The 17074-nt window shown below is 62.1% G+C and carries 20 protein-coding genes and 1 pseudogene; 15 read left to right on the forward strand and 6 right to left on the reverse strand.

The features are described 5' to 3' along the window. Window positions 1–204 precede the first annotated feature (204 nt). Complete coding sequence (locus tag H7C19_RS24820) at window positions 205–1404, reverse strand: polysaccharide deacetylase family protein (RefSeq protein WP_185671766.1); 1200 nt, start codon at window positions 1402–1404, stop codon at window positions 205–207. A 275-nt stretch (window positions 1405–1679) separates the two neighbouring features. On the opposite strand from H7C19_RS24820, the gene H7C19_RS24825 reads away from it, so the two are divergent. The 6 genes from H7C19_RS24825 to H7C19_RS24850 all read left to right on the forward strand — a co-directional run bounded on the left by H7C19_RS24825 (window position 1680) and on the right by H7C19_RS24850 (window position 6609). After that, on the forward strand, window positions 1680–1982 hold the full coding sequence (locus H7C19_RS24825) for an urease subunit gamma (protein WP_185671767.1): 303 nt from the start codon (window positions 1680–1682) through the stop codon (window positions 1980–1982). A gap of 20 nt (window positions 1983–2002) precedes the next feature. Then, entirely contained in the window at window positions 2003–2377 is a 375-nt protein-coding gene (locus tag H7C19_RS24830) for an urease subunit beta (RefSeq protein WP_185671768.1), read from the forward strand. Continuing rightward, entirely contained in the window at window positions 2374–4089 is a 1716-nt protein-coding gene (gene ureC / locus H7C19_RS24835; RefSeq protein WP_281384960.1) for an urease subunit alpha, read from the forward strand. Before H7C19_RS24830 ends, ureC begins: the two co-directional genes overlap by 4 nt. A gap of 14 nt (window positions 4090–4103) precedes the next feature. After that, window positions 4104–4823 carry an urease accessory protein UreF gene (locus H7C19_RS24840; RefSeq protein ID WP_313732000.1) on the forward strand — a complete coding sequence of 240 codons (720 nt, stop codon included), beginning with the start codon at window positions 4104–4106 and terminating at the stop codon, window positions 4821–4823. Window positions 4824–4928: 105 nt separating this feature from the next. Further along, window positions 4929–5669 (forward strand): urease accessory protein UreG, encoded by a 741-nt coding sequence (gene ureG, locus H7C19_RS24845; RefSeq protein ID WP_185671769.1) that lies wholly within the window; start codon window positions 4929–4931, stop codon window positions 5667–5669. After that, window positions 5653–6609: an urease accessory protein UreD gene (locus H7C19_RS24850; RefSeq protein ID WP_185671770.1), complete on the forward strand. Its 957-nt coding sequence runs from the start codon at window positions 5653–5655 to the stop codon at window positions 6607–6609. Before ureG ends, H7C19_RS24850 begins: the two co-directional genes overlap by 17 nt. A gap of 77 nt (window positions 6610–6686) precedes the next feature. On the opposite strand, the gene H7C19_RS24855 is transcribed toward H7C19_RS24850, so the two are convergent. The 3 genes from H7C19_RS24855 to H7C19_RS24860 all read right to left on the reverse strand — a co-directional run bounded on the left by H7C19_RS24855 (window position 6687) and on the right by H7C19_RS24860 (window position 8935). Further along, on the reverse strand, window positions 6687–7364 hold the full coding sequence (locus H7C19_RS24855; RefSeq protein ID WP_313732001.1) for a 3'-5' exonuclease: 678 nt from the start codon (window positions 7362–7364) through the stop codon (window positions 6687–6689). Between the two features lie 69 nt (window positions 7365–7433). Continuing rightward, a complete protein-coding gene (locus H7C19_RS35335; protein WP_281384952.1) occupies window positions 7434–7565 on the reverse strand; it encodes a hypothetical protein in 132 nt (43 codons plus the stop codon). Continuing rightward, window positions 7562–8935 (reverse strand): hypothetical protein, encoded by a 1374-nt coding sequence (locus H7C19_RS24860; RefSeq protein ID WP_446681763.1) that lies wholly within the window; start codon window positions 8933–8935, stop codon window positions 7562–7564. The genes H7C19_RS35335 and H7C19_RS24860 overlap by 4 nt, the downstream gene beginning before the upstream one ends. A gap of 42 nt (window positions 8936–8977) precedes the next feature. Between H7C19_RS24860 and H7C19_RS34990 the strand changes: the two genes are divergently transcribed. Then, entirely contained in the window at window positions 8978–9349 is a 372-nt protein-coding gene (locus tag H7C19_RS34990) for a hypothetical protein (protein WP_246469772.1), read from the forward strand. Window positions 9350–9427: 78 nt separating this feature from the next. Here H7C19_RS34990 and H7C19_RS24865 read toward each other — a convergent pair. After that, window positions 9428–9558 (reverse strand): annotated as a pseudogene (locus tag H7C19_RS24865) (RNA polymerase subunit sigma-70); the annotation flags it as partial. Between the two features lie 576 nt (window positions 9559–10134). Continuing rightward, window positions 10135–10836: an RNA polymerase sporulation sigma factor SigK gene (gene sigK / locus H7C19_RS24870; protein WP_185671773.1), complete on the reverse strand. Its 702-nt coding sequence runs from the start codon at window positions 10834–10836 to the stop codon at window positions 10135–10137. 246 nt (window positions 10837–11082) lie between these two features. Here sigK and H7C19_RS24875 point away from each other — a divergent pair, with 246 nt between their 5' ends. The 8 genes from H7C19_RS24875 (at window position 11083) to H7C19_RS24910 (ending at window position 17072) form a co-directional block, all read left to right on the forward strand. Continuing rightward, entirely contained in the window at window positions 11083–11553 is a 471-nt protein-coding gene (locus tag H7C19_RS24875) for a DedA family protein (protein ID WP_185671774.1), read from the forward strand. 16 nt (window positions 11554–11569) lie between these two features. Further along, a complete protein-coding gene (locus H7C19_RS24880; protein WP_185671775.1) occupies window positions 11570–12142 on the forward strand; it encodes a class I SAM-dependent methyltransferase in 573 nt (190 codons plus the stop codon). A gap of 35 nt (window positions 12143–12177) precedes the next feature. Then, entirely contained in the window at window positions 12178–12870 is a 693-nt protein-coding gene (locus H7C19_RS24885) for a response regulator transcription factor (RefSeq protein ID WP_185671776.1), read from the forward strand. Next, window positions 12863–13918, forward strand: coding sequence for a HAMP domain-containing sensor histidine kinase (locus tag H7C19_RS24890; RefSeq protein WP_185671777.1), 1056 nt, complete (start codon window positions 12863–12865; stop codon window positions 13916–13918). The genes H7C19_RS24885 and H7C19_RS24890 overlap by 8 nt, the downstream gene beginning before the upstream one ends. Window positions 13919–14008: 90 nt before the next feature. After that, window positions 14009–14506 (forward strand): stage V sporulation protein AC, encoded by a 498-nt coding sequence (spoVAC, locus tag H7C19_RS24895; protein ID WP_185671778.1) that lies wholly within the window; start codon window positions 14009–14011, stop codon window positions 14504–14506. Between the two features lie 2 nt (window positions 14507–14508). Further along, complete coding sequence (spoVAD, locus tag H7C19_RS24900) at window positions 14509–15513, forward strand: stage V sporulation protein AD (RefSeq protein WP_185671835.1); 1005 nt, start codon at window positions 14509–14511, stop codon at window positions 15511–15513. A gap of 25 nt (window positions 15514–15538) precedes the next feature. Next, window positions 15539–15889: a stage V sporulation protein AE gene (gene spoVAE, locus H7C19_RS24905; RefSeq protein ID WP_185671779.1), complete on the forward strand. Its 351-nt coding sequence runs from the start codon at window positions 15539–15541 to the stop codon at window positions 15887–15889. 229 nt (window positions 15890–16118) lie between these two features. Beyond that, entirely contained in the window at window positions 16119–17072 is a 954-nt protein-coding gene (locus H7C19_RS24910; RefSeq protein WP_185671780.1) for an AAA family ATPase, read from the forward strand. Window positions 17073–17074: the final 2 nt, after the last annotated feature.

Below are 17074 nucleotides of genomic sequence, written 5' to 3' on the forward strand. Positions count from 1 at the left end.
GATTTTCGCTATAAAAGATGCTGGGGGATCGGCTCCCCGGCGGCAAGCATCTACAGGCTCCCGGTCCGGGTCGGATGGCGGCAAGGATCAACGGTCTTCCTAGGCCGGGTCGGATGGCGGCAAGGATCAACGGTCTTCCTAGGCCGGGTCGGACGGCGGCGCGGATCGACGGTCTTCCTGGTCCAGGCCGGACGGAGGCACGGATCAATGGGCGTCCCGGGCCGGGTCGAGCGGCGGGGCGTCGCCGAACAGCGGCTCCAGCCGCGCGCGCTGCGTCCGCAGCGCCATGCCGTCGATATGGCGGCGGTCCATCATGAAGATGCCGTTCTTGAACGCTTTGTACGGCGCCGGTCCGACCGAGCAGAAGACGGCGAAGCCCTGCGAGCGGAGATAGGCGATCTTCGGATCGTCTGCTTTGACGCTGCTGCCGTACGGATAGACGAACACGTCGGTCGGGCCGACGAGCGGCTCGACTTCGTTTTTCCACTTCGCGGCATCCTGTTTGAGCCGGTCCAGCGACACCTTGTTCACGTCCACGTGTCCCCAGCTGTGCGAAGCGAACGTCCAGCCGCTCTCCTTCAGCCGGCGGATGACGTCTTCGGCGTCTTTCTTGTCCTCCGCGTAAGTCGGACTGTCCGGCTCGTTGGTCCGATAGCCGAGTACGCCTTCGTAACCGGTCAGCGCGAGCACGCCTTTGGCCCCCTGCCAGGAGAAGTCGGGGTGCTCCCGCACGAAGTCGTCCAGGATCGGTACCAGTTCCCAGGCGCGAGAAGTCTTCTCTTCGCCTTCGGGCGTCTTCGCCCAGGCCGTGATCCGTCCGTCCGTATCCGGCACGAGCTTCCAGGCGTTCCCGTTCTGCCGCATGTAGTCGTAGTAGTTGATGTCGTCGACCGACAGGACCAGCGGCTTCTTGCCCTTGGGGAAGGAGAAGGAGGCCGCGGAGGCGGTGGGCAAGCCGTCTTGGTCTTGGCCGGGGACGTACAGCTTGCGAATGTCGATGAGCGCATAATTCCGTTCGTAGAGCGCGGCCAGCATCGCTTGGAATTCAGGGACGGTGACGAACCAATCGTCGTAGCCTTTGGAGATGCGGTCGCCGTCGAACGCCAGCTCCGGGAAGGCTACGAGCGGATGGAAGAACAAGTGCTCGACCGGACCGCGGTAGATGGCCGTCTCCGCCTGGGGCGAAGGCGAGGGAGACGGCTCGGGGGTTGCCGGTTCGGCGGGCGGGGCGGAAGGGGAAGCGGCCGGATCGGGTGAAGCGCTCGGAGATGCTGCGGGGGACGAAGCTTCGCCGGCGGACGAAGCGCCGGTGGGAGCGGCCGCTCCTCCGGCTTCGCAGCCGATCGAACCGATCGCCATCCCGGCGAGCAGCAGTGCCAGAAGACCCATGCGGCGTGGTCTCATGCAGATGGATGCCTCCTAAATGATCTGATACCCATTAGACGAGGAGGATCGATGTGGAGTTCATAGGGCTGGACGAGCAAAGGGCGGCGGCTGTCGAAAATACGGAAGAGGCGACGGCGAGAAAAAGAAAACCATGTCACATTTCGACGAATAAGAATTGTAATGAGCGAAAATAACCAAATTTTAATTTATAATGTAATAAAACATAACATAAATGATTTACTTTCGGACTGGAGCTGCCTATAATGAAAGAAAGTCGGGGAAGGAGATGTGACATGTACCTGACAGAAAGAGAAAAAGAAAAGTTGCTCATTACGGTCGCGGCGGACCTGGCCCATCGCAGACTGGCCCGCGGCGTCAAGCTCAACTACCCGGAATGCATCGCCATCCTCACTTCCGCCATTCTGGAGGGGGCGCGCGACGGGATGACGGTCGCCGAATTGATGGCTTACGGCACGACCCTGCTGACGCGGGACCAAGTGATGGAAGGCGTGTCCGAGATGATTCACGAGGTGCAGGCCGAAGCGACGTTCCCGGACGGGACGAAGCTCGTGACCGTGCACCGCCCGATTTCCTGACGAAGGAGGACGCAGCGACTATGATTCCAGGAGAGATCAGGGCGGCGGCGGGAGAGATCGCGCTGAATCCCGGACGCCCGACCGTCCGCGTCGTCGTGTCGAACACCGGCGATCGGCCGGTTCAAGTCGGATCGCACTATCATTTTTTTGAAGTGAATCGCGCCTTGTCGTTCGACCGCACCGCCGCCTTCGGGATGCGTCTGAACATTCCGGCCGGAACGGCCGTCCGGTTCGAGCCGGGCGAGGAGAAGCCCGTCGTCTTGACGGCGCTGGGCGGCGCGAAGCGCGCGTACGGTTTAAACCGATTGACGGAGGGCGCAGCCGAAGGCGAGATACCAACGGCGGTCGCCGAACGGCTGAAGATCTGGCAAGCGCTTGGAGGAGGGAACGGCTGATGCGGATGGACCGGGCGAGCTATGCGGGCATGTTCGGACCGACGACGGGCGACGCCGTGCGCCTTGCGGATACGGGGCTGTGGGCGGTCATCGAGAAGGACTTCACCGTCTACGGAGACGAGAACAAATTCGGCGGCGGGAAGGTCGTCCGCGACGGCATGGGCCAGTCCAGCCGGGCGGTTCGCGGGGACGGCGTCCTCGATACGCTGATCACCAACGCCGTCGTCATCGATCATTCGGGGATCTACAAAGCCGATATCGGCTTGCGCGACGGGGCGATCGTCGGCATCGGCAAGGCGGGCAACCCGGATATCATGGACGGCGTCGAGCCTCATATGGTCGTCGGGGCGAGCACGGAAGTGATCGCGGGCGAGGGCAAGATCGTCACGGCGGGCGGCATCGATACGCATATCCACTATATCTGCCCGCAGCAGATCGAGACCGCGCTGTCTTCCGGCGTCACGACGATGATCGGCGGGGGCACGGGCCCCGCGACCGGCACGAACGCCACGACCTGCACCCCGGGCGCTTGGCATCTGCGGCGCATGCTGGAGGCGGCCGAGGCGTTCCCGATGAATCTCGGTTTCCTGGGCAAAGGCAACGCTTCTTCGCTGCCACCGCTGATCGAACAGATCGAAGCGGGCGCGATCGGGCTTAAGCTGCATGAGGATTGGGGCACGACGCCCGCCGCGATCGACGCCTGCCTGACGGCCGCAGACCGGTACGACGTGCAGGTGGCGATTCATACCGATACGCTGAACGAGGCGGGCTTCGTCGAGGATACGCTGCGGGCGATCGGCGGACGCACCATCCATACTTATCATACCGAGGGCGCCGGCGGCGGCCACGCGCCGGATATTATCCGGGCGGCGGCCGAGCCGAACGTCATCCCGTCGTCGACGAATCCGACCCGTCCGTTCACGGTCAATACGATCGAGGAGCATCTCGACATGCTCATGGTGTGCCATCACCTCGATAGCCGCATTCCCGAAGACGTCGCGTTCGCCGACTCGCGCATTCGCCCGGAGACGATCGCGGCGGAGGACATTCTGCACGACCTCGGGGCGTTCAGCATCATCAGCTCGGACTCTCAGGCGATGGGCCGGGTCGGGGAAGTCATCCTGCGGACTTGGCAGACCGCCGACAAGATGAAGCAGCAGCGCGGCCCGCTGGAAGGCGACGACGCGCACGGCGACAACAACCGGATCAAACGCTACGTGGCCAAGTTCACGATCAATCCGGCGATCGCGCACGGCATCTCCCATCTGGTCGGTTCGGTGGAGACGGGCAAGTGGGCGGATCTCGTCATCTGGACGCCCGCGTTCTTCGGCGTCAAGCCGGATCTCGTCCTGAAGGGCGGCAGCATCGCGTTCGCCCAGATGGGGGATCCGAACGCTTCGATCCCGACGCCGCAGCCGGTGTTCGGACGCCCCATGTTCGCCGCCTATGGCAAGTCGCTGACGCTGAGTTCGATCACCTTCGTCTCGCAAGCGGCGTTCGACGGCGGAATCGCCGAACGGCTTGGGCTGCAGAAGCGGGTGGAGCCGGTCCGCGGCTGCCGGCATATCGGCAAGAAGGACATGATCCATAACGACGCGACGCCCGCCATCGAAGTCGATCCGGAGACTTACCGGGTGACGGTAGACGGAGAGCTAGCGACGTGCGAGCCGGCGACCGTCGTGCCGATGGCGCAGCGTTACTTTCTGTTCTGACGGGAGAGCAAGGCGTGAGCGAAGCGGCGAACGCGAACGACAACGATGAACGCTATTCTTGGCTCTCTCTGCAGCTGCTGCTCGATTCCGCGCTGCCGATCGGCAGCTTCGCCCACTCCTACGGCCTCGAATCGCTCGTGCAGGACGGGGCCGTGCGGGATGCCGCCACGCTGAGGCGTTATCTGATGGGAATGCTGCGGCACGCCTGGGCGACGTCCGACTTGATGGTCGTCAAGGCGGTCTACGTCTCGGCCGAGCGCGACGATCCTTCGTACGCGTATGAGATCGAGCGGCTCGCGCACCTGCAGCGGCTCGGCCGGGAGACCCGGGAAGGGATGGAGAAGACGGGCAAACGGCTGTTGAAGCTCGCGCCGGCTTTGTTCCCGGACGTCCCGGTCGCCCCGCTCGCGGAAGCGGTGCAGGCCGGGCGATGCTACGGCACCCACCCGATCGCCTTCGGCGTGCTCTGCCGGGGACTCGGCGTACCGCTCGGCCGGGCTGCGGAAGGCTACTTGTACGCATGCGCGTCGACCGGCGTCAACGCCGCCCTGCGGCTCATGTCCATGGGCCAGACGGAAGCCCAGCGGGTGCTCGCCTCGCTGTTCCCGGAGATGGCCGCGTGCTGGCGGGCCGTGAAGGAGATGGACCCCGCCGACGCCTATGCGGCGATGCCGTTGGCCGAGCTGGCCATGATCCGCCACGAGCGGCTGTACTCCCGCCTGTTCATGTCTTGAACGCTTTTCGTTCGTCCGGCGGAAGACGATTCGACGATCTCGCCGTTTCTCCGCGAGGGATGCTTCGCGTCCCGAGATAATTTACACGAACTTGGAGGGATTCCGATGATAAACCGAGGCTATGAACACCTGCACCGCCGCGAGACCCGATTGGAGCGGGATCGCTTGCGTTTCCACCGTTTGGACCACGATCACGAGCATCCGGAATGGGAGACGCCCGCGCTGGTGGGCGGACGCCCGCTGCGGATCGGCATCGGCGGCCCGGTCGGATCGGGCAAGACGAAGCTGGTCGAGGTGCTGTCGCTCGCGCTGAAGGAGAAGCTGGATCTGGCCGTCATCACCAACGATATCTATACGAAGGAAGACGCGCGCATCCTGTCCGATTCCGGCTGCCTGCCGCCTGCGCGCATCATCGGCGTCGAGACGGGCGGGTGCCCGCATACGGCGATTCGAGAGGACGCGTCGATGAACTTCGAAGCCGTGGAGGAGCTCGAGAGCCGCTTCCCGAACCTGGAGCTGATCTTGATCGAGAGCGGCGGCGACAATCTGGCGGCGGCGTTCAGCCCGGAGCTGGTCGACCGGTTCATCTACATTATCGACGTGGCGCAAGGCGAGAAGATTCCGCGCAAGGGCGGGCCCGGCATCAGCCGTTCCGACATGCTGATCATCAACAAGATCGACCTCGCGCCGCACGTCGGCGCCAGCCTGGAAGTCATGGCGCACGATTCCCGCCATATGAGGGGGGAGAAGCCGTTCGTGTTCACGAACCTGTTCAGCGGGCAAGGCTTGGATGAAGTGGTGAGCTGGCTGGAGACGGAGGCGGGCCGGCATGCGGCCGCGGTCTGACCGCGACGGGACCGCATCGCCAATCTTCGCCCGACCCGATAACGGTCCGACCGCGGCAGCCGCCGCAACGAAGCCGCCGCCGTCCGGCTCTGCGGTCTTGGCCGAGCTGCGGGCCGCGGCAACGATGAGCGGCGGCCGTCCGGCGCTTGCGGAGCGGTACCATACGGCGCCGCTCAAGATCGCCAAGACGTTCGACTTGGACGATACGCCGGTGCCGGCGCTCGGGGTCGTGCAGATGGACGTGTCGCCGGGGCTGCTGGACGGCGACCGCTACCGGTTCGATTGGCGTCTCGACCCGGGCGCCCGGGTCTATGCGACCAACCAAGCGTATACGCGCGTACATCCGTGTCCCGATGCGGCGGCGACGGTCGAGCAGCGTTTTCGGCTCGGGGCGGATGCCGTCCTGGAGTGGATGCCCGAGCCGGTCATGCTGTACCGGGACGCGAATTACATTTGCGACACCGAGATCGAGCTGGCGCGGAACGCCGTCTGCATCGTCTCCGAAGTGTTCTGTCCCGGACGGATCTCGCGCGGCGAGTGCTTCGACTTCGCTTCGTACGATACCCGCATGCGCGTGACGTACGAAGGAGAGTTGGTCCATTACCAGCGGCAGCGGTGGCAGCCCGAATTCATGCCGCTGACGTCGCCGGGCTGCTTCGGAGATTATACGCATGTCGGAACGTTGGGGGCGTTCGGCGACCGGATCGGCCAGAAGACGGCCGATGCCGTGCACGACGCGCTCGAGGCGGCGATGCCGGGCGAGACGAACGTCGTCTGGAGCGTCGCTGCGACGGCCCGGTTCGGACTGGTCGTCATGGCGGCGGGCCGGCGGGGCTGGGAGCTTCAACGCCTCCTCTTGGCGGCTTGGGATGCCCTGCGTCTGATCTTGTGGGGAGCGGCGCCGCGCAGGCTGTTGAAGGAAGCATGGATGAACGAATAGCAGCGCCTAAGCAAGAGAAGGGGGATATTCCGCGCAGCCGGGTCAAGCCGGTCATGCGGAATATCCCCCTTCTCAGTTCAGGTCGGGTTGGGATCGTCGGGAATGAGCCGGGCCAGTCCGGCGAACGGCAAGTTCTCGAAGTAGTCCGTCTTGTAGACGACCTCCGACTCGAGCTTCGTCTCTTCCGTCAGCTTGTTGCGCCGGAATTGCAGGCGGTCGAACAGCTTGACGAGGATCTGCGCCGTATTGAGCGCGTCGTCCAGCGCCCGGTGGTGGGAGCCGGAGAAAGGGATCTCCAGCATCTCCAGCGCCGGCTTCAGCCCCATCTGCTGATGCTTCTCCAGCTTGAAGATCTTGGAGAGCATCTTCTGGAGATTGTTGTGATTGACGACCCAATCGGTCGGGATATGATGTTGTCTGCATTCCTGGACCAGCTGGCGCTGATCGTCCGGGCCCCAGGCGCAGAGATAGTAATCTTCGGATCCGATCCAGGCGGCGAAGTCGCGGACGACGTCCGCCAGCGTGCCCGCCGCGTTCACGTCATCCTGCGTAATGCCCGTGAACGAGGTGGTGTCCGCGGTCAGCTGCGGCGCAACGACCGGTTTGACGAACGATTGGAACGTGCCGGCGATGCCCAGGACGCCTTCGACCGCTTGCACCTTCGCGGCGCCGATCTCGATGATTTCCGCGATCTGTCCTTTTTTGCGCCGGACCGTCATCTCCAGATCGTAGACGATATAAGTCAATTGCAACACCTCAAGTGAATCAATGAATATAGAGCGGCAAACCATACCTTGTTATTATAGACTTCCTGCATTCGTTTGTCATGATCCGATCCGACGCTGCGGCCCCTCCGCGAAGAAGAACAGGATCACCCCGAGAAACGAGGCGAGATCCATCCAGCCGTCCGCGCGGACGAGACCTTTGACGGTGTCCGACTCGGAAAGGCCGGTCATCGGAATTGAAACCACTTCAGATGAAAATGACTGCCCGGTAAAAACACGAAGGTGACCGTCTGGGCGCCGGCGATCCGTTCCAGGTCGAATTCACGTTCGCGGTAACCGTCCGAATACGCGAACTCCACGATCTGCTTGCTCTCGCCTTCGGGTCCGCTGAACAGGAGATGGAGGGTATTGTTGGCCGAAGGGGAGTGTCCGCAGAGGACGAGCTTCGCGCTGCCTCTCTCTCCGAAGTCCATGTCCTCAAAGACGAGGGAGACGTTGTTCCCGATATTTTCGACGGCCTCGTCCGCGAGCGTGAAGGAATCTCCGTAAATGCGGTCGTTCTCTAGGGCGCTCAGACGCGCGTAAGCCTTCTCCGCCATGTTGAACTGAAATCCCTTCAGGTGGATTTTCCGGCGCAGCACGAAGCTAAGGGAAGTTATGCCCTGCAATCGTCGAGGCAGACGGTAAGTCGCTTCCTGATAGACATTCCATCTCGACGGCTTCTGATAGGTGACCGTGGACAGCCGTTCGGCGCCTTGTTCGCCGGGGATGCCTTCCCAGATCTCGATGGGAAACGCCTCGCCGTCCAGGGAGAAGACGGGGAGCGCGATCTCGTCGGCGCCGTAGCTTCCGAAGTCGACTTTCTCGAAGACGATCCGGCTCTCCTCGTCTCTCGCCGTCGCGACGCCCCGTTCGTTGCCGTTGGTCAGGTTCCGGCTGGCTTCGCTATGATAGCCCGCGGACACGAATTCGTACGGATTCAAGTGCGCCTGGCCCAGGCCTGCGATCTGCAGCTCCATTTGCGCGTACAGTTTGATCTTGTCGGAACCGTTGTTCGTGGCGCAGCGAATATAGACATTCCCGTCGCCCAAGGCCGTGACGACGGCTTCGTGGCCGTTCGTCTGCAGGGTGGCGATGTTGGCGTCGACGCCGGCCGCGTTGGTGATCCGCCATTGGACGTCCGGGTACGCGGCGTCGGCGGGATGGAGGCGAACCCGGATCGGGATGCTCCGTTGGTCTGGGTGGGGCCGGTTGCCCTCCGGACAGAGAATCTCCAGCTTGCGAACCGGAATATCGGCGGCTTGCACCTCCATCGTATTCGGTCCCGTTTCCAATGGGGCGGCGGAGCCGATCCCGTAGAGCGTAATTTCGTCGTCTCCGCCGTTTGCCGGCAACGGCGGAACGGACGTCAAGCCGAGCTCGCCCGACCGGAGTCCCGGCGACACCGCCCGCACGACGACGTCGCCGGCCTCCGCGGCGGAGGCGACGACGGCCAACGGTTTGCCGCTGAACAGCCTGCGGCTCTCGCCTTTGTACGAATCGTAATCGGTACTGTCTCCGTTATCCGGGCCGACCAGACGGCCCGGACCTTCGACAGTCACGCGAACGCGGTTGTTCGCGTTCGCGACACGGGAGGTACGAGTATGAAGAGATGGGGCAAAGCAGCGGGAATCGTATTGGCGGCAACGATGGCGGCTGGATTGGCAGCGTGCCAGAGCGGCGGCGGCAAGGAGAAGGAGACGACCGGCGCGCCGCCGTCGGGCAGCGCCGCCGCAGGGCCGAGCGGATTGGAAGCCGCCCAGGATTACGCGTTCGGTGAGGGGACGACCTTTCATGCCAACGAGCCGGTCACTTACTCCATGATGTACAGCGATCACCAGCGATCGCTATGCAAAGATGGCGAACGATATTTTCGCCCAAACGAAAAGCACCCTCGGTTACTGAGCCGGGCTGGAAAAGAGAGCCGAACGGCGGTCGGAGCATCCTGTCAATCAAGCGTCCCTTGTCGCATTTAGACAAGGGACGCTTTGCGTTTATTTGCCTTGAATGGCCTAGCGCGTGTCTTGAGGCCAGCGAAAAGAAGACTGCAAATGTATAATATCTTGGAGCGTGATCTCGTTGCCTTCTTTGTCCGTACCGATGGGGTCGTGGAGCGAGACGTCCTTGCGTTTTTTTTGAGCAAGCGCAGGCGCATCAGAATTTCGTATTCGATACAACGGGCCGCCGGAGCGTGGGATAGCAGGCTGTAACCCGAAAAAATCGGGTTACGTGCCGCCGGAGCGTAGGATAGCAGGCTGTAACCCGAAAATATCGGGTTACATGCCGCCGGAACGTAGGATAGCAGGCTGTAACCCGAAAATATCGGGTTACATGCAGCCGGAGCGTGTGTTAGCGTGCTGTAACCCGAAAAAATCGGGTTACAAATACCGCCCGGCGCTGGTTAAAGGGCTATAGCCCAAAAAAATAGACAATTTGCGAGAAAGCCGTGCTGAGGTGCGAAAGGCGGACAAACAGCCTTATAGTTTGCGACACCTCCAGAATGAAAATAGGCGGTTTTGCGCGGCGCAAAAAAGTCTTGGGTTCATGTGCGTTCTGATAATATGAAGAAATTCACTGATGTATGGGTCTGCATCTGTTCGTTCCTTCAGACGACAGAAATGCATCCCAAACAAGCGTCCCTTATCGATCTCGATAAGGGACGCTTTGCGTTTCCTTCATGGAACGGACGTGCATCGCGGGTGCCGGCGGACGACGTCGCCTACGCGCCGTCCTGCCTTGGGGATCGGGGACCGGCGCGATGTTACCGCTTCGCCTTGTAGAACTCGTGATACAGCTTCATCAGGGCGCGCTTCTCGATCCGCGATACGTACGAGCGGGAGATGCCGAGCTCCCGCGCGATCTCGCGCTGCGTCCGCTCATCCCCTCCGCCGTCCAGGCCGAAGCGCCCCCGAATGACCTCCTGCTCGCGGTCGTCGAGAATGTCCAGGTTCTGATAAATTTTGCTCTTCTCGATCTTGAGCTGAACCTTTTCGACGACTTCGTCAGGTTCGGTCCCTAGAATATCTTGCAGCGTGATCTCGTTGCCTTCCTTGTCCGTTCCGATGGGGTCGTGGAGCGAGACGTCCTTGCGCGTTTTTTTGAGCGAGCGCAGGTGCATCAGAATTTCGTTCTCGATGCAACGGGCCGCGAACGTCGCGAGCTTCGTGCCTTTGCCGACTTGGAAGCTCTCGATCGCTTTGATCAGGCCGATCGTCCCGATGGAGATGAGATCCTCCAGATCTTCGCCGGTATTGTCGAATTTCTTGACGATGTGCGCCACGAGCCGCAGATTGTGTTCGATCAGCAGGTTGCGCGAGTGCGGGCTGCCTTCCGCCAGCCGCGACAAATGCAGCGCTTCTTCTTCGTCGGTCAGAGGCTGGGGAAACGCGTTGTTTTTCACATACGAGACGAGCAGCGACAGCTGCTTCAGGAATAGCGCGAGCGTCGTGATAAATCCGGGCACGGATCGGTCACCTCCGGCAGAATGGTCGAACGGGCGAAACGAAGCATTACCATTCTATGTGGGTCATCGCCTACGCGTGCCTGTACGGACGAACGGTGTCAGAAAAAAGCGGGAGTCTTCAGAAATCCTTCATTTTTTCCCCGGACGGTTCCTCAGATTTGCCGTGTACGCTGAGTCCATCGGCTTCAAGAGGAGCCGCGATATCGGCAGAGAGAAGCGAACGGGACATGAAGGAGGCAGCGATCGATGACGGAGACGATTCACGCCATGCTCGATAGCTGGGGCTACGTTTTTTTGTTTCTGGCCTTCTGTTTGGGGCCCTTCGGCATTCCGGTGCCGAACGAGATTACGATCCTCACCGCCAGCGGGCTCGCGAACGCCGGGCTGCTCGACCCTTGGTCGGTCTACGGGGTCATCGCGTCGGGTCTGTTCGTCGCGGTCAACGCGGGATACGCGCTGGGACGGCTGTTCGGCGCCGGCCTGATCGCCCGCATCCGGCAGGCGAGGCTGCGCCGCTATGCGGAACGCGGCAGCCGGCTGTTGGACCGATTCGGCTCGATCGCGCTGCTGCTGGCCTTCTTCATCCCCGTCGTACGCTACGTCATGCCGCTGCTCGCTGGCGCGGGCGGGCTGCGCTACCGGACTTTCGCCTTATACGCCTACGCCGGCATGCTCGTTTGGACTTTGCTGTTCTTTGGGATCGGGATGATCGGATGAAGGGGAGAAGCGGAACATGATCAAAGAGCGTTGGCTGTTTATGAAGAAATTTTTGGAGAACCCGAAGCAGGTCGGCAGCTTAACCCCAAGCTCCGTCTATCTGGCGCGGAGCATGGCCGGGGCGGTCCAATGGAATGAAGTGCGCGCTTTTGCCGAGCTGGGCGCCGGGACGGGAGCGATCACCCGCTGTCTCGACAAGATGCGCTACGACGATACCGCCGGGTATCTATTCGAGAAAAATCCGGCGATGCGGCGCCGCCTGGCGGAGGCGTATCCGCACTTCCGGTGTCATGCGGACGCGCTGGAGATGTCCGAGCTCCTGCGGCGGGAGGGGGTGCCGGCCTTCGATTGCATCTTCAGCGGCCTGCCGTTTTTCAACTTCGAGCAGCGTCTTCGCGACCAACTGCTGTCGCAAGTCCGACAGTCGCTCGCCCCGGACGGACAGTTCGTCGCGTTCCAGTATTCCTTGCAGATGCGCAAGCAGTTCGCCCGTCATTTCGACGTGCAGGCGCTGCGTTTCGTGCCGATCAACTTCCCGCCCGCATTCGTCTACGTGTGCAGGAGAAATCCGAATCGAATGGAATATTGAGAGTATGCCGAAGTCACAATCCGCGGAGGGCACCGATGAGCAAAGAGACCGTCCTGGTCGTCGACGACGAGCCGGAGATTCGGGATGTCATCCATATGTATCTGCGCAACGAAGGCTATAACGCCCTCGAAGCGGCGGACGGGGAGCAGGCGCTGCGGCTGCTCCGGTCCGACCCTTCCGTCCGTCTGGTCATCCTCGATATTATGATGCCGAAGATGGACGGCTTCCTCACCTGCATGAAGATGCGGGAGATCTCCCAAGTCCCGATCATCATGCTGTCCGCCAGAGAGACGGACATGGACAAGATCACCGGCCTTACGACGGGCGCGGACGACTACGTGTCGAAGCCGTTCAATCCGCTGGAGCTGATGGCCAGAGTCAAGGCGCAGCTCCGCAGGCAGAACTATTCCGCCCAGGAGCAGGCGGCGGACGACATCATCGCGATCGGCGATCTGATCGTCGACAAAGCCAAGCACGCGGTGACGGCGAACGGCCGCCCCGTCGCGCTGACGCCGCTGGAGTTCGCGATCCTCGCGCTGCTGGCCAGCCGGCGGGGACAGGTGTTCGGCGCCGAGAAGATCTACGAAGCCGTTTGGCGGGAGCCTTTCGGCTATACGGACAATACGGTCATGGTCCATATCCGCAACATCCGGGAGAAGATCGAACCGAATCCGAAGGAACCGCAATACATCAAGACCGTATGGGGGGTCGGATACAAAATTGAATAAGCGCCGAAGGCTGGGCATTCGCGGCAAGTGGCTTGGCTCGATCACGCTAAGCTTGATCGCGGGCTTTACCGTATCCACGCTCACCCCGGTCTTCCCTGCCAGCAAGTACTGGTTTCTTTTTCAACTTACGCCATTGGCGACGTTTTTCATCGCGTTTTTCTTCACCTACTTCCTGCTTACCCGGCCCTTCGTACAATACCTGAGGACGCTGGCCGACGGCCTGAACGTGCTCGCCGAGGGCAAGCTGCAGCATCGCGTGCCCGTCCTGCGCCAGGACGAGCTGACCGACGTCGCCGCGAACCTGAACGCGATGGCCGAACGGCTCGAGTCGCAGATCGAAAAGGAACGCCTCGCCGAGAAGTCGAAGATGGATCTGATCACCGGGTTGTCCCACGATCTGCGGACGCCGCTCACGAGCATCGTCGGCTATCTGGGGCTGTTGAAAAACCAGACTTACCGGGACGAGGCGGAGCGCGACCGGATCGTCGAGAACGCGGAGAACAAGGCGCTTCAATTAAAAAAGCTCATTGAAGACCTATTCGAATACACGCGGCTGACGGACGGCGCGTCCGAGCTGCGCGTCCTGATCTTCGACGTTCGGGCTTTGGCGGCGCAGATGGCCGTGGAGTTCGAACCGATCGCCGCAGAGCACGGCGCGTCCTTGCGGTTCACGCATGCGGACCGGCTGCCGGCGAACGTCGCCGCGGATCCCGATCGCATCCGGCGGGCGCTCGACAACCTGCTCATGAATGCCCTGAAGTTCAGCGTCAAGCCGGGCGAGATCCGGATGACGGTCGCGGTGGCGGATGCCTGCGCCGAGATCGCCGTCCGCAACCTTGGCGATCCCGTCACGGCGGAGCAGGAACGGCAGCTGTTCGAACGGTTCTACAAAGCGGATGCGTCCCGGTCCGCCGACCGGATCCAGCCCGGCTTCGGGCTCGGGCTGACGATCGCCCGCCAGATCGCGGAGCTGCACGGCGGCAGTATCCGATTCGCGCACGAGAACGGCAGCTTCTTGTTTGCCTTGCGGCTCCCGCTGCACGGCTGATCCCCATTTTTTTCCCCTCATAACTCCCCCCTCTCCTGACAAATAATGAGTGAGACGACATGTTTAACTGGAAGGGGGGACCTGCGCTAGATGACCACCAAAGACGTGAACCAAGGCAATGCGCCCGCTTACAAGCCGGTCTCGATGACCCCCAAGGAGTATAAGCAGTTCGCGAAGAAGCGGGAGCCTTCCCGTTCCGTCGGGATGAATTGCGTGAGGGCGTTCCTGATCGGAGGGGCGATCTGCCTGATCGGCGAAGGGGTTCAGCAATTTTTCATGACCGCGTTCCACATGTCGGAGAGGGAGGCGAGCAATCCGACCGTCGCGACGATGATCCTCATCTCCGTCATCCTGACCTGCTTGGGCGTGTATGACAAGATCGCCCAATGGGCCGGAGCCGGTACCGCCGTGCCGGTCACGGGATTCGCCAACTCGATGGCGTCGGCCGCCATCGAGCACCGCAGCGAAGGGTTGGTGCTGGGCGTCGGCGCCAACATGTTCAAGCTGGCAGGTTCGGTCATCGTCTTCGGGACGGTAGCGGCGTTCTTCGTCAGCATTATCCACTGGCTGATCGAGGTGTGGCGGTAATGCTGCTGCACGGCAGACGAACCTGGATATTCGAGACGCCGCCGGTGATCCTCGCGACGGGAACGGTGGTCGGACCGGACGAAGGGGCGGGGCCGCTCGCCGCCGACTTCGATCTGGTGCATCCCGATATGGAGATCCAGCAGCCGAGCTGGGAGAAGGCGGAGCGGGCGCTCTTGGAGCAAGCCTCCGACATCGCCGTCTCGACCGCCAAGCTGTCGAAGGACAAGATCAACTTCTATGTAGGCGGCGATCTGATCAACCAGATCATCAGCAGCACGTTCGCGGCGCGGACGCTCGGCGCGCCGTACCTTGGCGTATTCGGCGCTTGCTCAACTTCGATGGAGTCGTTGGCGCTCGCGTCGCTTATCGTCTCCTCCGGCGCCGGCGAGTACGCGCTAGCGGGCACGAGCAGCCACAACTGCACGGCCGAGAAGCAGTTCCGCTATCCGACCGAGTACGGCTCCCAGAAGCCCCCGACGGCGCAGTATACGGTGACGGGCGCTGGCGCGGCGGTGATCGGCAAGACGGGACAGGGCCCCAAGATCACCTCGGCCACGCTCGGGAAGATCGTCGACCTGGGCATTAAGGATCCTTTCAACATGGGAGCGGCGATGGCGCCCGCGGCGGTGGACACGATTCAAGGCCATCTCGAGGAGACCGGCCGCCAGCCGGGCTATTACGATCTGATCGTAACGGGAGATCTGGCCGGCGTCGGCCACCCGATCGCCGACGAGATGCTTCGACGGAACGGCGTGCCGATCGAACAGACGCGGTTCCTCGACTGCGGGCTCATGATCTACGACGTCGCCAAACAGAAGGTGCAGGCGGGCGGGAGCGGATGCGCCTGCTCGGCGGCCGTAACCTACGGGCACCTGCTGAAGCGCATCGCGAAGGGCGAGCTGAAGCGCATCCTGGTCGTGGCGACCGGGGCGCTGCTGAGCCCTTTGTCTTACCAGCAAGGCGAGACGATCCCGTGCATCGCGCACGCCGTCTCGATCGAAGCCTAAACCATCGAATAGGAGGCAGGCAAACATGCAGTATTTGTGGGCATTCTTGATCGGCGGCGCCATTTGTCTAATCGGGCAGCTGCTCTTCGACTGGGTCAAGCTGACGCCGGCGCACACGATGGCCGTGCTCGTCGTGGCCGGGGCCGTCATCGACGGCCTCGGCTGGTACGACCCGCTGATCGACTTTGCCGGGGCCGGTGCGACCGTTCCGATCACCAGCTTCGGCAACGCGCTGGTCCATGGCTCGCTGACCGATATGCAGCGGGACGGGTGGATCGGCATCATCACCGGCATCTTCAAGATGACGAGCGCCGGCATCTCCGCCGCGATCGTGTTCTCGTTCCTGGCGGCGCTGGTCGTCAAGCCGAAGGGCTGACCCGACCGTTCGGCCGGGAAAAATCGACATCAACGGACGTTCCTCCACACGGAATAAAGGCCTTTCCATGAATCTGGTTCCGCTCCCTTAACCAACCCGCCGACGCGCGAGTTGGTTATTTTTCTATGTTTATTTGTAGGAATACTAAATTGTAGAAACTCTCCTATTTCAGGTATAATCAAAGGGAGTTTCGACATGACCCAGGCAGGATTCCGTAGGAGGGACCGCAATGGAACAACAAAAAGCGATGCAATTGCTGGATCATATCAGACATAACATGGAATCTTGTATATTTGGAAAAAAAGATGAAATCGCTTGGTTGTTGACGGCGCTTGTCGCGGGCGGCCACGTCCTGATCGAAGACGTGCCCGGCACCGGCAAGACGCAGCTCGTGAAGGCGCTCGCCCGCTCGATCGGCGGCACGTTCCACCGGATCCAATGCAATCCCGACCTGCTCCCCACGGACATCACCGGCGTATCCATATATCATCCCAAGCAAGAGGAATTCGTGTTCCGCCCCGGCCCCGTCATGGCGAACCTGCTGCTCGCCGACGAGATCAACCGCGCGACGACCAAGACGCAGTCGGCGCTGCTCGAAGCGATGGAAGAGCGGCACGTCTCGGTAGACGGCGTCACCTATCCGCTTCCGCAGCCGTTCGTGTTGTTCGCGACGCAGAATCCGATCGAGTTCGAAGGCACGTACAGCTTGCCCGAGGCGCAGCTGGACCGGTTCCTCATGAAGATCTCGCTGGGCTATCCGGACGAGGCCTCGGAGAAGCGGCTCGTCCTCGAGCCGGGCACGACGCGCGCGGCGGATCAGCTGACGCCCGCCGCGGAGGCGGCGGATATCGTCGCCATTCAGCAGCTGGCGGAGAACGTGCATCTCGAAGGCAGCGTCGTCGACTATCTCGTCGGCTTGATCCGCGGCACCCGCCGCCACCCGGCCGTCCTGCTCGGCGCCAGCCCGCGGGCTTCGGTGGCGCTGGCATCGTGCGCCAAAGCGTACGCGTTCGTGAACCATCGGGGGTACGTGCTTCCCGACGACATCAAGGCGACCGCGCCGCTCGTTTTGGGCCATAGGCTGCACCTGCGCTCGGAAGCGCGGATGCAGGGGGCGACGACGGCCAGCGTGCTGCAGGACGTGCTGCGGCAGCTGCCGGTGCCGGTCGCGATGGAGCGCTGACG

This window comes from Cohnella nanjingensis, from assembly GCF_014212125.1.
GTDB lineage: Bacteria > Bacillota > Bacilli > Paenibacillales > Paenibacillaceae > Cohnella > Cohnella nanjingensis.